Origin of the sequence: Modicisalibacter sp. 'Wilcox' (assembly GCF_010993675.1) — a bacterium.
In the GTDB taxonomy this organism is placed as follows: domain Bacteria; phylum Pseudomonadota; class Gammaproteobacteria; order Pseudomonadales; family Halomonadaceae; genus Modicisalibacter; species Modicisalibacter tunisiensis.
This window is the reverse complement of record NZ_WNXF01000016.1, coordinates 46,253-59,006: the sequence shown is the minus strand read 5'-3', so window position 1 is coordinate 59,006 and position 12,754 is coordinate 46,253. Positions and strand designations below refer to the sequence as shown.

Genomic DNA, 12,754 nt, shown 5'->3' with positions numbered 1-12,754 from the left:
AAGATGAACAGAGCACAAGCTGTTGCCATGCCTACCGATACCTCTAGTCGTGACGCTCCTGAGATGCCTTCACCCATGACCGAGCCCGGCCACATCGAACAGCGGGACAATCGCCTGGCCATCGTCGGTGCCTGGACTCTGCCGCACTACGCCGCCTTATGCCTTGAACTCGACCGCAGCCCCCGGCGTGAAATAACCGCCGCGGCAATCGATCTCACCGAACTCGGCGCCCTGGACACCGCCGGCGCCGCCTTGTTGGCGGAACTCGTCGGTGCCCAACGACTCGCCGCGATCGACGACTGGGCCCCCGACCTGCCGGCGACGCGCCGCGCCCTGCTGCGCACCCTGGGCGAGGCCATGGCCGACAACCCGCCGCCCCCGGCGCAGCCCACCCGGCCACTGAAGGATAGCCTGGCGTGGACCGGCCAGTTCGTCGAGGGGCTCTGGCAACAGCAGCGCCAGCTGCTCGGCTTCATCGGCCAGGTGCTCGCCACCCTGGCCGCCACCGCCTGGCGACCGGGCCGCTGGCGCCTCACCGCGATGGTGGCCCAGCTGCACCAGACGGGCCTCAACGCCCTGCCCATCGTCGCCCTGCTGACCTTCCTGGTGGGGGCGGTGGTGGCCTTCCTCGGCGCCACGGTGCTGCGCGGCTTCGGCGCCACCATCTACACCGTCAACCTGGTCGCCTTCGCCTTCCTGCGCGAGTTCGGCGTGTTGCTCGCCGCGATTCTGCTCGCCGGCCGCACCGCCAGCGCCTTCACGGCCCAGCTCGGTGCCATGAAGGCCAACGAGGAGCTCGACGCCGTGCGCACCCTCGGCATCGACCCCATCGAGCTGCTGGTGCTGCCGCGGGTGCTGGCGATGATGCTGACCCTGCCGATCCTCTCCTTCGTGGGCATGCTGAGCGGCATCCTCGGCGGTGCCCTGGTCTGCCTGCAGGCCCTGGATATCTCGCTTATCCAGTTTCTGGCCATCCTGCAGCGTGACATCCCGCTCAACCACTTCCTGGTGGGACTCGCCAAGGCACCGCTGTTTGCCTTCCTCATTGCAGTAATCGGTTGCCTGGAGGGCTTCAAGGTCAGCGGCAGCGCCCAGTCGGTGGGCGAACACACCACCTCGAGCGTGGTGCAGTCGATCTTCGTGGTGATTCTGCTGGATGCAGTGGCGGCGCTGTTCTTCATGGAGATGGGCTGGTGAGCGCGTCCCGGGAACCACTGATCCGGGTTCGCGGACTGGCCAACCGCTTCGGCCAGCACAGCGTTCATGAGAACCTCGATCTCGACCTCTACCCGGGCGAGATCCTCGGCGTGGTCGGCGGCTCGGGCACCGGCAAGTCGGTCCTGCTGCGCAGCATCGTCGGCCTGCTGCGGCCCAGCGCCGGGCAGATCGAGGTGTTCGGCGAGGAGCTCCTGAGCCTCTCCGCCCAGGACCGCTCGCGGGTGGAGCGCCGCTTCGGGGTACTCTTCCAGCGCGGGGCGCTGTTCACCTCGCTGTCCCTGCAGGAGAACGTCGCCCTGCCGCTGATCGAGCACATCGGGCTCACCCGCGCCGATGCCGAGGCCCTGGCCCGGGTCAAGCTGGCGCTGGCCGGACTGCCCGGGGAATCCGCAACCCAGTATCCCGCCGAGCTCTCAGGTGGCATGATCAAGCGGGCTGCCCTGGCGCGCGCCCTGGCGCTGGACCCGGAAGTGCTGTTCCTGGACGAACCGACGGCGGGCCTGGATCCGATCGCCGCGGCGGCCTTCGACCGCCTGATCCTGACCCTGCGCGACGCACTCGGCCTGAGTGTCTTCCTGGTCACCCACGACCTGGACACCCTCTATGCCGCCTGCGACCGGGTGGCCGTGCTGTCACGAGGCCGAGTGCTGGTGGCCGACCGCCTCGACGTCGTCGCGGCCACCGACGATGCCTGGATCCATGACTATTTTCACGGCCCACGAGGCCGTGCCGCCCACCTGGCGGCCTACCCCGATGAGGAGTCCTGACGATGGAACCCCGCGCCCATCATGTGCTGATCGGACTGTTCACGGTGATTACCCTGGGCAGCGCGCTGCTGTTCGCCCTCTGGCTCGGCAAGTCCAGCGTCGACCGCGACTATGCCTGGTACGAGATCCGCTTCAACCGGGCCGTCAGCGGGCTCGCCGAGGGCAACGCAGTCCAGTACACCGGCATCGAGGTCGGCGATGTGGTCAGGCTGCGCCTCGATCCCCAGGACCCGCGCCAGGTGCGGGCGCTGATCCGCGTCTACAGCGACGTCCCGATCAAGCAGGATACCCGCGCCAGCCTGGCGCTGGCCAACATCACCGGCACCATGAACATCCAGCTGCTCGGCGGCACGCCCGAGAGTCCACGCCTGCAAGGCAACCGCGACGATCCCCCGCTGATCCAGGCCGAGCCCTCGCCGCTGAGCTCGCTGCTCGCCAACAGCGAGGAGCTCTTCGCCCAGGTGGACCGCTTGCTGACCAATGCCAACCGGCTGCTCTCCGAGGAGAACGCCGAGAGCCTGACGCGCACCCTGGGCAACCTGGAGGTCGTCTCACGGGCTTTGGTCGACCAGCGCCATGCCCTCGGCGAGGCCATGGCGCGCTTCGGTGAGACCGGCGAGCAGCTCGAGGCCTCCCTGCAGAGCTTCAGCCGCCTGGGCGAAAGTGCCAACGCGCTGCTGGACGCCGAGGGGCGCGATACCTTGCAGAGCGCCCGGCGTGCGATGCAATCGCTGGAGTCCACCACCGCCCGGCTGGATCGCCTGACCGCACGCCACGAGGACTCCCTGGCGCGGGGCCTGCAAGGCGTGGGCGAGCTCGACCCGGCCATGCGCGAACTGCACGCGACACTGCGCGCCCTGAACCGTCTGGTGCGACGCATCGAGGAAAATCCCGCCGATGCCCTGCGGGGGCGCGACGCGATACAGGAGTTCTCCCCATGACCCTGCCCCCGATGCCACGGCTCGCGATGGTACTGTCCTTGCTGATGATCGCCGGTCTCCCCGCGGGCTGCAGCCTGCTCCCCGAGCGCGAACCGGTACGCCTGTTCACGCTGTCCGAGCCGTCGCTGTCGGCGTATCATGAGGCCACCCGCGACCTCACCCTGCGCCTCGACACGCCGAGCGCCGGGGCACCGCTGGATGGCCGGCGCCTGCTGGTCATGCCCTCGCCCGGGGAGTTCCAGGCCTATGCCGGGGCACGCTGGAGCGACGATGCCCCGCGGCTGCTGCGCGACCACCTGATCGCGGCCTTCCGCCTCGATGGTCGCCTGGCCGCCGTGGTGAACGACACCAGCCGGGCGCGCAGCGACGCCACCCTGGCGAGCCACCTGGGGGCCTTCCATAGCCGCTACCGCGAGGGCGCGCCCGAGGTAATAATGCGCCTTGACGTCCAGCTTCTCGACGAGTCCAGCCGCGAGGTGCTGGCCAGCCGCCGCATCGAGGCGGTAGTCGCAAGCGAGGATGACAGCCTCGATGCCGTGGTCGAGGCCTTCGACCGCGCCGCCGACCGGCTCGCCAGCGAGCTGGTCGACTGGACGCTAAGAGAAATACCTTTACAAAAGTAGCGAGTGAAGCCCATGCATGGCGAAATCAGCCGAAAAGGGGTCTTTGGATGCATCATAGGGGGTTTAGCTCGGTCAAGCAGACGAACCGACCATTCACTCCTGCGCCAATGGGGTCCGACCGCCACTGGCCATGGATCCGGGTTTGGCATCAGTCGCGTGCCTTCGCCGCCCGCGGCGTCGCGGCTGGCGTCGAGCGGCTCTCGCCCATCGACCGGACGGGGCGCCAGTGCAGCAACCCATGCGCGAGCATGCCGAACACCACGCCCCAGAACGCCGACCCCAGCCCCAGCAGGCTCATCCCCGAAGCGGTCGCCAGGAAGGTGATCACCGCGGCCTCGCGGTGCTCAATATCCTCGACCGCGGCGACCAGGTTGCCGGCGATCGCGCCGATCAGCGCCAGCCCCGCCAGCACAGCGACGAAGGCCGCCGGCAGGGCGCTGAACAGCGCCACGATGGTGCCGGCGAAGAGCGCACCGAAGAGATAGAACACGCCGTTGGCGATACCCGCCACGTAGCGCCGGTCCGGGTCGGGATGGGCGTCCTCGCCGGTGCAGATCGCCGCGGTGATCGCCGCGACCACGGTGGTCACCCCACCGAACAGCGCCGTCGGCAGCGAGACCAGGCCCGCCACGGTGACGATCGGCCGGGCGCGGGTGGTGTAGCCTGCCCCGCGCAGGATCGCCATGCCCGGCAGGAACTGCCCGGTGAGGCTGACCAGTACCAGCGGCAGCGCCAGGCTCAGCACGGCGTGCCAGCTCCACTCGGGGGCGATGAACTGCGGCGTCGCCAGCTGCCAGCGCACGCCGCTCAGCGAGGTGCCCTCGAGCCCCACCGACAGCGCGATGCCGGTCACCAGCAGCAGCACCAGGCAGTAGCGCGGCGCCAGACGCTTGAACACCAGGTAGGCGGCGAGCATGCTCAGCGCCAGCAGCGGCGTGCTCTCCACCGAGCGGAAGGCGCCGAGCCCGAACTGGAACAGGATGCCCGCCATCATCCCGGCGGCGATCCCCGAGGGGATGCGCCGCATCAGCCAGTCGAAGCTCCCCGAGACACCGACCAGCAGGATGATCAGCGCCGCAACGAGATAGGCGCCCACCGCCTCGTTGAGCGACAGCCCCGGGAACAGCGTCACCAGCAGTGCCGTGCCCGGCGCCGACCAGGCGGTGATCACCGGTATTTTCAGCCAGGCGCTGAGCAGGATGCCGGACAGCGCCGCGCCGATCGAGATCGCCCACACCCAGGAGGTCAGCATCTCGGGAGCGACATCGGCGCTGCGGGCCGCCTGGAAGAAGATCGCCAGCGGCCCCGAATAGGAAATCAGCACGGCCAGGAAACCGGCCGCCACGGCGGAAATCGACCAATCCTTGAACATCATCGTCTCTCCAGCGGGTCAGGGAAACCGGCACGCGGAGTCCGGGCCGGTCTCGCGTCGCAAAAAAGGCCCGCACGGCCTGGGCAGCCTGCGGACCAATGGAGGATATCGGGCGGCACGGCAGCGGCCATGCCCCGGGGGCTCGTGGCCTCAGGCGATGGCACCGCGCCCGAGGCGTCTCGGCTCAGGACGCCGAGGGCTCGTTGGCGACCCGGCGGATGAACTCGAAGTCCCTGGTCTCGAAGATCAGCGAGACCCCCACGCCCAGCACCAGGGCCCAGAAGGACGAACCGATGCCCAGGATCTGCAGGCCCGAGGCGGCGATCAGGAAGGAAAACAGTCCGCCCATCTCGTGCTTGCCCGCGAAAGTCATGTACATCGCCGAGGTGATCACCCGCAGCAGGGCCAGGCCGGCGATGATGGCGATGAAGTAGGACGGCATCGCCTCGATCAGGCTGACCACGTAGCCGTAGAAGGGGGCCGCTACCACGAAGATCGCCCCGGCGATCACCGCCGCCACCCAGCGCTTGTCCGGCTTGCCGGCCTCGGGCGAGGAGCAGATGCCGGTCATCGGCGCGGCGATGCAGGTGCTGTGGAGGTTGAAGAAGGACGAGATCATGGTCGCGAAGCCGCCCACCGCGGTGATGGCATTGGCCGGCACCGACTTGTAGCCCATGCCCTGGACCAGGCCGACGCCGGCCGGCGTCTCCATGCCCACCAGGATCAGCGCCAGCGGCAGGCCGTAGGCCAGGAAGGCCTCCAGGGTAAACTTGGGAACGATGAACTCGGGCAAGGTCACCGAGAACGTCACGCCGGAGAAGTCGACCCCGGTGACCAGCATGTAGGCGATGCCCGCCAGCATGGCCACGATCAGCGGCGGTACCCGGCGCAGCAGGCGCGCCGACAGCAGAAAGGCCAGGATCATGATCGAGGCCGGCAGCAGGGCATGCTCCAGCGGGGCGACCATGTTGAGGCCGAACTTGAGCAGGATGCCGCCGACCATGCCCATGACGATGGGCATGGGGATCAGCTTCATGACGATCCCCATCACCCCGGCCAGCCCCGCCACCAGCGAGATGGCCCCGGCGATCAGCGAGGCGCCGAGCGCGGCTTCCACGCCGACCACCGGGATGATCGCCGCGAACAGCAGCGCCCCGGGGATGGAGTTGGCCATCGGCAGCGGCAGCCGGTAGTAGGCGGGCATGAACAGCCCGAACAGGCCGTTGATCATCAGGTAGGCGATGACCCAGATCATGATGAAGTGGGGGTCGAGTCCCGCGGCGGTGCCGGCGCTGATGTGGATCACGCCGGCGCTGAGGCCGAAGATACCGGCCACGACCCCGGCACTGACGTTGTCGACGTTGAGATCACGAATGAAGTCGGCGGGGGCGCGCCGCAGGCTGACGCCCTTCTCGAGGTGTTTCACGGTGTACTCCAGACATTGTTGTCGTTGGAATCGGGAGACGGTGGCGCCGCGCCCCGAGGGGGCGCGGCGGGCAATCAGCCCTGGTCGCCACCGGCCACCGGCAGCACGCTGCCGGTGATGTAGCTGGCCTCGTCGGAGGCCATGAACAGGATCGGTGCGGCCATCTCGTCCAGGGTGCCGTAGCGGCCGAACAGGCAGCTCTGCCTGGTCTGGTCGATATGCGCCTGGAACCAGGCCTGCTCGGTCGCATTGCGCGGCTCCGGGGTGCCGCGCGAGATCTTGCGTGGCGGCGCCTCGGTGCCGCCCGGCGCGGTGGCCACCACGCGGATGCCGTGCTCGGCATACTCGAAGGCCAGCGACGCCGTCATGGCGTTGACGCCACCCTTGGCCGCGGAGTAGGGAATCCGGTGGATGCCGCGGGTCGCCGCCGAGGAGACGTTGACGATCACCCCGCCGCCCTGCGCGATCATCGTCGGCAGCACCGCCCGGCAGCACCACAGGGTGGGCATCAGCGAGCGGGTGATCTCGGCCGAGATCTGCTCGGGGGTAAACTCGGTGAACGGCTTGAAGTTGATCGCCCCGCCCACGTTGTTGATCAGGATGTCGATGCGCCCGAAATGCTCGACACTCCGGGCCATGACCGTCTCGGCCCCCTCCCAGGTCTCCAGGTCGGCCTGCAGGGCGATGGCCTCCGCCCCCTGCCCCACCAGGTCGGCCACCACCTCCTGGACGAGATCGGAACGATCGACCAGCGCCAGGCGCGCGCCCTCGGTGGCGGCCCGCTCGGCGACGCGACGCCCGATGCCCTGGGCCGCGCCGGTGATCACCATCACCCGGTCCTGGAAACGCGAGTCCTGAAAGCGCCTCATGCCGCGCCCCCCGGTGCCTGGTTGGGGGTGAACTTCTCGTAGTAGAAACTCTGCGGGGTGATGCCCTGCTCGTCGAAGTACCTGAGCACCGCATCGACCATCGGCGGCGGCCCGCACAGGTAGACGTCGATGTCGCCGTCGTGCAGTACCCCGGCGTCCATGTGATGGGTCACGTAGCCCTTGCGCGGATGCTCGCTGGCCTCATCCACCACCACGGTGGCATAGGTGAAGTTGTCCAGCTCCCTGGCGAAGTGCTCCAGGGCATCGACCTTGACCAGATGGTCATCCTTGTTGACGCCGTAGATCAGATGGATCGGCTGGTCGTTGACCTCCCCTTCGGCCTTCTTCTGCACCAGCCGCTCGAGCATCGACAGGAAGGGCGCGAGACCGGTGCCGCCGGCCAGCATCAGCACCGGGCGGGTGATGTCGCGCAGGTAGAAGCTGCCCATCGGCCCGGTCAGGGCCAGCCGGTCGCCGACCTTGGCGCGCTCGGTCAGGTAGCCGCTCATCACCCCTTCGGGGATGTTGCGGATCAGGAAGGTCGCCCGCCGATCACCGGGCTTCGAGCTGAAGGAGTAGGAGCGGTGCTCGTCGGTACCCGGCACGTCGATATGGATGTACTGGCCGGGCAGGAAGGCCAGGGCGGCCTCATCGTCCAGATCCACCGCCAGCTCGATGCTGTCCTCGGAGAGCGACTCGACCATGGCCACGGTGCCCTCGAGCCTGCCCACCGCGGTCTTGCACAGCGTGGAGGCGACCGGAATCTGGATGATGCAGTCGGAGGACGGCACCATCTGGCAGGTCAGCACCTGGCCTTCGGCGGCCTCCTCGTCGGACAGCGCCTCGTCCAGGTACTCGTCGCCCAGGTCGAACTCGCCCTTCTCGCAGTGGCCCTTGCAGGTGCCGCAGACACCGTCGGAGCAGTCCATCGGCAGGTTGACCTTCTGGCGATAGGCGGCATCGAGGACCGTTTCCCCTTCCTTGCAGCCAATGAAGCGGGTCACGCCATCTTCGAAGTTGAGGGCAATGGTGTAGCTCATGGTCGAATCTCCTCCCCCACCGGTCATATATGGTAGATATCGATGACCTGGTGGATGTAGTCGTTGTTGAGTTGCACGACTTTCTTCTTGATCAGCGGGGTCTCGCCGGACACGTCCAGGGTATAGAAGCAGGTCCCGAAGTAGCTGTCGGTCCGCTTGTAGCGGTGGCTCAGGGTGTGCCAGTTGAAGCGCAGCTCCACCGTGTCGCCCTCCTGGGACAGCACCTCGAGGTTGCTGACCTGGTGGGTGGTGCGCGGCTCCGGCGTGCTCGCCCCACTGCGTTCGGTCTTGATCCGGTAGACCCGGTCCTCGAGCCCCTCGCGATTCGGGTAGTAGATCAGCGAGATCTCGCTGTGCGGATCCCGGGTCAGCTGGTCGTCGTCGTCCCAGGCCGGCATCCAGAACACCGCGTCCTTGCTGTAGCACTCGAGCCACTCGTCCCACTGGCGGTCGTCGAGCAGGCGCGCCTCGCGGTAGAGGAAGGCCTGGATATCCAGATAGCTGATGCTCATGGTCTCTCTCCCCTTGTCACGCGGTGGCGATGTACTGGCTGCGTTCCTTGTCGATGGCGCGCAGCATTTCCTCGACCCAGTGGCGGTGGTGCAGCACGTAGAGGCCTTCGTCCTCCGGGGCCGCGCCGCTGAGCAGCGGCTTCATGCCGATCGCCCTGGCGTTGTCGTCGGCGCCCTCGATCCACTGCTTGGCCCCGCGGGAGAGGTCGTTCCACTCGGCCAGCGCGCCGTTGTAGCCCTCCTGGCAGGCCCGGAACTCCTCGAGATCGTCCGGGGTGCCCATGCCGGAGACGTTGAAGAAGTCCTCGTACTGGCGGATGCGCACCCGGCGGCTCTCGGCGGATTCGCCCTTGGGCGCGAAGCAGTAGATGGTGACCTCGGTCTTGTCCACGGCGAGCGGGCGCAGCACGCGGATCTGCGTGGAGAACTGGTCCATCAGGTAGACGTTGGGGTACAGGCAGAGGTTGCGGGTCTGGTTGACGATCGAGTCGGCCCGCGCCTCGCCCAGCTCCTTCTCGATCCGGTCCTTCTCGTTGTAGACCGGGCGCACCTCGGGATTGAGCAGCCGCGTCCACAGCATCATGTGGCCGTTCTCGTAGGAGTAGAAGCCGCCCTGGCTCTTCGACCAGCCGTCGGCGTCCACCGCCTTGGTGCCGCCGGCGTCGTAGTTGCGGCGATCCATGGTCGAGGCATAGTTCCAGTGCACGCTGCTGACGTGGTAGCCGTCGGCGCCGTTCTCCGCCTGCAGCTTCCAGTTGCCGTTGTAGGTGTACGACGAGGTGCCGCGCAGGACCTCCAGGCCTTCCGGCGCCTGGTCGACGATGTTGTCGATGACCTTGGTGGTCTCGCCCAGGTACGCCTCGAGCGGCTGCACGTCGTCGCTCAGGCTGCCGAACAGAAAGCCCTTGTAGCTCTCGAAGCGCGGCAGGCGGGTCAGGTCGTGGGAGCCTTCCTGCTTGAAGCTGTCCGGGTAGGCGCCGGTCTTCTCGTTCTTGGCCTTGAGCAGCTTGCCGTCGTTCTTGAAGGTCCAGCCGTGGAACGGGCAGGTGAAGGTGCCCTTGTTGCCGCGCTTGCGCCGGCACAGGGTCGCGCCGCGGTGGGCACAGGCGTTGATCAGGCCGTGCAGCTCGCCCTGCTTGTCGCGGGTCACCAGCACCGGCTGGCGGCCCATGGTCACGGTGAGGTAGTCGCCCGGCTCGGGCAGCTGGCTTTCGTGGCCCAGGAACAGCCAGTTGCCCTCGAAGACGTGCTTCATCTCGAGTTCGAAGAACTCGGGATCGGTGAAGATGCTGCGGTGAACACGATAGATACCGGCGTCGGCGTCATCGACCACGGCACCGCGGACGCGTTCCTCGAGAAGATCAAGCTTGGTCGTCATGATCGGGATCCTCGATGGTTGTCGGGGGAAGGCCCTGGCGGCAGGGCCTTCCCGGTCGTCGGGAAGTAGCGGAGGCGCTGGGCCTCAGACCTTGGCGGTACCGGCCAGCTGGCTGGCCTTGTCCTGCTCGTCTTCCTTGGCACGCGGACGCGCGTGACGATGCTGGAGCTCAGGGTCGTCGGTCGCCGTCAGCACGATATCGAAGGTCACCTCGGAGAACGGGCCGTCCAGCTCGCGCCTGGCGATCTCGTCGGCGTCCTCGATGCGGTTGGCCGGAATCACCAGCTCCTCGCGAGTGGCGTAGGCGAAGTCGTCGAAGGTGTACGGGTCGCCCGCCAGGTTGATCTGGGTGGTCAGGTGCTGATAGCCCGGCGCCGAGATGAAGTAGTGGATATGCGCGGGGCGCTCGCCGTGGCGACCGAGCAGGTTGAGCACCTCCTGGGTCGGGCTGTCCGGCGGGCAGCCGTAGCCGGAGGGGATGATGCTGCGCACCGCGTAGCGACCGTCGCTGTCGGTGATGATGGTGCGACGCAGGTTGTAGTCGCTCTGGGTCGGGTCGAAGAACGAGTAGCCGCCCTTGGAGTTGGCGTGCCACACCTCGACCTTGGCACCGGCGACCGGGTTGCCCTGGGTGTCGCGCACCTGGCCGTTGAGCCACATCACCTCGCCGTCGGTGTCGCTGCCGTCATCCATGCGCCCGGTGCCGTGTACCTCGGGCGCACCGGCCACGTAGAGCGGCCCCTCGATGGTGCGCGGGGTGCCGCCGGTACGCTTGGCCTCGGCATCGGCGGCGTCCATGCGCATGTCCAGGAAGTGGTCGAAGCCCAGACCCGGCGACAGCAGGCCGAACTGGGTGCCCTGCCCCAGGGCGTTGAGCACGCTCACCGCGGACCAGTACTCTTCCGGGGTGATGTCGTAGTCATCGATGGTACGGAACAGGTCCGACAGGATCCGGTGCAGGATCCGCTTGGCGCGATCGTTGCCGCCTTCCTGGTCGAAACCGGCGATGGTGTTCAGGAAGTTCTGGACTTCGGGAGTGTCAAAGATCTTGACGGTCATGGTCTTGCCCTCGCTTTGTTATCGTGGTCTTCGGTGCGTGAAGTGAGCCGGCGCGACGTCAGGCGTCGCCGTCGCGGACGGAGGACGGGTGACGGCACAGCGGCTTGACGGCGATCTCCATGTAGGGGAACAGCGGCAGGTTGGACACCAGCTCCTGGAGCTCGGCGTTGTCCTCGACATCGAAGATGCTGACGTTCGAGTAGCTGCCCGCCACCCGCCACAGGTGACGCCACTTGCCCTGGCGCTGCAGGTCCTGCGAGTAGGCCTTCTCGGTCGCCTTGATCTCGGCGGCCTGCTCGGCCGGCATGTCGGGCGGCAGCTTGACGGTCATTTCCACCTGAAACAGCATGGTTCTCTCCTCTCGATAGGGCGACGCCCGGAGCATGTCTCGCCGGCGAGACGCCGGGATTCATGACGGACATCACGTGAGCGACGTCACCGGCGCGCGTAATGGGCCAGCTTGTCCTCGTCCAGGGTGATGCCAAGGCCCGGTGCCGTCGGCAGCTCGACCCCGAAGTCGTGGTAGTGGAGCGGCTCGGCGACGATGTCGTCGGTGAGCAGCAGCGGTCCGAACATCTCGGTCCCCCAGGCCAGCTCGGGCAGCGTCGCCCAGGCATGCAGCGCGGCGGCGGTGCCGATGGTGCCCTCGAGCAGGGTCCCGCCGTAGAGGCCGATGCCGGCGGCCTGGGCCACATGGGCCAGCTCCAGCACCCCGCTGACGCCGCCGGACTTGGCGATCTTGAGCGCGAAGGCGCCGCTGAAGCCGCCGGCGGCCAGCGTCAGCCCGTCACGGGCATCCTGCACCGCCTCGTCGGCCAGCATCGGCACGGTGAAACGCCGTGAGAGCCGGATCAGGGCATCATGCTCGCGGGCCGGGGTGGGCTATGCCGGCATCCTGGAGCGCCTGGATGCCGCGCACGGCGGTGGCCTCGTCCCAGGCCTGATTGACGTCGACCCGCACGCTGGCGCGATCGCCCAGCGCCGCCTTGATCGCCGCCACATGCCGCACGTCCTGGTCGACCGGGTTGGCGCCGATCTTGAGTTTGAAGTCGCAGTGACGACGCTCGTCGAGACGCTGGAAGGCCTCGTCGATGTCCTTCCGGGTATCGCCGCTGGCCAGGGTCCAGAGCACCGGCAGGTGAGCCTGGCGGGCCCCGCCGAGCAGCTCGGCCACCGGCACGCCCAGCCGCTTGCCCTGGGCGTCCAGCAGCGCGGTCTCCAGCGCCGACTTGGCGATGGCATTGCCGCGCACATGGCGGTTCATCCGCGCCCGCAGCGCATTGACGCTGTTCGACGGCTGGCCGATCAGCAGCGGCGCCAGGTAGGTGTCGATGTTGCACTTGATGCTCTCGGGGCTTTCCGGCCCGTAGGCCAGCCCGCCGATGGTGGTGCCCTCGCCGAGCCCCTCGAGGCCGTCGCTGTGACGCATCCGCACGATGACCATGGTCTGGCAGGCCATGGTGGTCATGGACAGCTTGTGGGGGCGGATGGTCGGCAGATCGACCAGCAGGGTCTCGACGGACTCGACGACGGCGGACATGGCAGCTCC

At 67.8% G+C, this 12,754-nt stretch carries 14 protein-coding genes; 4 read left to right on the top strand and 10 right to left on the bottom strand.

Features of this window, described 5'->3' with window-relative positions; all coding sequences use genetic code 11:
• Positions 1-75: 75 nt before the first annotated feature.
• From G7A98_RS14095 to G7A98_RS14080, 4 genes are read left to right on the top strand one after another with little or no spacing between them, the layout of a single operon-like run.
• Complete coding sequence (locus tag G7A98_RS14095; protein ID WP_240464758.1) at positions 76-1,197, top strand: ABC transporter permease; 1,122 nt, start codon at positions 76-78, stop codon at positions 1,195-1,197.
• Complete coding sequence (locus G7A98_RS14090; RefSeq protein WP_181396336.1) at positions 1,194-1,985, top strand: ATP-binding cassette domain-containing protein; 792 nt, start codon at positions 1,194-1,196, stop codon at positions 1,983-1,985. The genes G7A98_RS14095 and G7A98_RS14090 overlap by 4 nt, the downstream gene beginning before the upstream one ends.
• Positions 1,986-1,987: 2 nt before the next feature.
• Entirely contained in the window at positions 1,988-2,926 is a 939-nt protein-coding gene (locus tag G7A98_RS14085) for an MlaD family protein (protein WP_110062541.1), read from the top strand.
• Positions 2,923-3,549: an ABC-type transport auxiliary lipoprotein family protein gene (locus G7A98_RS14080; RefSeq protein WP_110062542.1), complete on the top strand. Its 627-nt coding sequence runs from the start codon at positions 2,923-2,925 to the stop codon at positions 3,547-3,549. The genes G7A98_RS14085 and G7A98_RS14080 overlap by 4 nt, the downstream gene beginning before the upstream one ends.
• A 148-nt stretch (positions 3,550-3,697) precedes the next feature.
• On the opposite strand, the gene G7A98_RS14075 is transcribed toward G7A98_RS14080, so the two are convergent.
• The 10 genes from G7A98_RS14075 to G7A98_RS16830 form a co-directional block, all read right to left on the bottom strand.
• The gene (locus tag G7A98_RS14075) at positions 3,698-4,924 is read right to left on the bottom strand and encodes a benzoate/H(+) symporter BenE family transporter (RefSeq protein ID WP_346427281.1); all 1,227 of its coding nucleotides are present in this window, start codon (positions 4,922-4,924) and stop codon (positions 3,698-3,700) included.
• Between the two features lie 181 nt (positions 4,925-5,105).
• Entirely contained in the window at positions 5,106-6,347 is a 1,242-nt protein-coding gene (locus G7A98_RS14070; protein WP_163650313.1) for a benzoate/H(+) symporter BenE family transporter, read from the bottom strand.
• 74 nt (positions 6,348-6,421) lie between these two features.
• Complete coding sequence (benD, locus tag G7A98_RS14065) at positions 6,422-7,216, bottom strand: benzoate diol dehydrogenase BenD (RefSeq protein WP_163650312.1); 795 nt, start codon at positions 7,214-7,216, stop codon at positions 6,422-6,424.
• Positions 7,213-8,256 carry a benzoate 1,2-dioxygenase electron transfer component BenC gene (benC, locus tag G7A98_RS14060; RefSeq protein ID WP_163650311.1) on the bottom strand — a complete coding sequence of 348 codons (1,044 nt, stop codon included), beginning with the start codon at positions 8,254-8,256 and terminating at the stop codon, positions 7,213-7,215. The genes benD and benC overlap by 4 nt, the downstream gene beginning before the upstream one ends.
• Positions 8,257-8,279: 23 nt before the next feature.
• On the bottom strand, positions 8,280-8,768 hold the full coding sequence (gene benB, locus G7A98_RS14055; protein ID WP_163650310.1) for a benzoate 1,2-dioxygenase small subunit: 489 nt from the start codon (positions 8,766-8,768) through the stop codon (positions 8,280-8,282).
• A gap of 16 nt (positions 8,769-8,784) precedes the next feature.
• Positions 8,785-10,146, bottom strand: coding sequence for a Rieske 2Fe-2S domain-containing protein (locus tag G7A98_RS14050; RefSeq protein ID WP_163650309.1), 1,362 nt, complete (start codon positions 10,144-10,146; stop codon positions 8,785-8,787).
• An 84-nt stretch (positions 10,147-10,230) separates the two neighbouring features.
• Positions 10,231-11,205, bottom strand: coding sequence for a catechol 1,2-dioxygenase (gene catA / locus G7A98_RS14045; RefSeq protein ID WP_163650308.1), 975 nt, complete (start codon positions 11,203-11,205; stop codon positions 10,231-10,233).
• A 58-nt stretch (positions 11,206-11,263) separates the two neighbouring features.
• Positions 11,264-11,554, bottom strand: a complete 291-nt coding sequence (gene catC, locus G7A98_RS14040) for a muconolactone Delta-isomerase (protein WP_163650307.1) — start codon at positions 11,552-11,554, stop codon at positions 11,264-11,266.
• An 86-nt stretch (positions 11,555-11,640) separates the two neighbouring features.
• On the bottom strand, positions 11,641-12,027 hold the full coding sequence (locus G7A98_RS16835; protein WP_276207500.1) for an enolase C-terminal domain-like protein: 387 nt from the start codon (positions 12,025-12,027) through the stop codon (positions 11,641-11,643).
• Positions 12,028-12,064: 37 nt separating this feature from the next.
• On the bottom strand, positions 12,065-12,745 hold the full coding sequence (locus G7A98_RS16830; protein ID WP_276207499.1) for an enolase C-terminal domain-like protein: 681 nt from the start codon (positions 12,743-12,745) through the stop codon (positions 12,065-12,067).
• Between the last annotated feature and the right edge of the window lie 9 nt (positions 12,746-12,754).

Coding starts and splice junctions, on each gene's coding strand:
- G7A98_RS14095 (WP_240464758.1), top strand. CDS start 76: ATGACCGAGCCCGGCCACATCGAACAGCGGGACAATCGCCTGGCCATC.
- G7A98_RS14085 (WP_110062541.1), top strand. CDS start 1,988: ATGGAACCCCGCGCCCATCATGTGCTGATCGGACTGTTCACGGTGATT.
- G7A98_RS14080 (WP_110062542.1), top strand. CDS start 2,923: ATGACCCTGCCCCCGATGCCACGGCTCGCGATGGTACTGTCCTTGCTG.
- G7A98_RS14075 (WP_346427281.1), bottom strand. CDS start 4,924: ATGATGTTCAAGGATTGGTCGATTTCCGCCGTGGCGGCCGGTTTCCTG.
- benD (WP_163650312.1), bottom strand. CDS start 7,216: ATGAGGCGCTTTCAGGACTCGCGTTTCCAGGACCGGGTGATGGTGATC.
- benC (WP_163650311.1), bottom strand. CDS start 8,256: ATGAGCTACACCATTGCCCTCAACTTCGAAGATGGCGTGACCCGCTTC.
- benB (WP_163650310.1), bottom strand. CDS start 8,768: ATGAGCATCAGCTATCTGGATATCCAGGCCTTCCTCTACCGCGAGGCG.
- G7A98_RS14050 (WP_163650309.1), bottom strand. CDS start 10,146: ATGACGACCAAGCTTGATCTTCTCGAGGAACGCGTCCGCGGTGCCGTG.
- catA (WP_163650308.1), bottom strand. CDS start 11,205: ATGACCGTCAAGATCTTTGACACTCCCGAAGTCCAGAACTTCCTGAAC.
- catC (WP_163650307.1), bottom strand. CDS start 11,554: ATGCTGTTTCAGGTGGAAATGACCGTCAAGCTGCCGCCCGACATGCCG.
- G7A98_RS16835 (WP_276207500.1), bottom strand. CDS start 12,027: ATGCTGGCCGACGAGGCGGTGCAGGATGCCCGTGACGGGCTGACGCTG.
- G7A98_RS16830 (WP_276207499.1), bottom strand. CDS start 12,745: ATGTCCGCCGTCGTCGAGTCCGTCGAGACCCTGCTGGTCGATCTGCCG.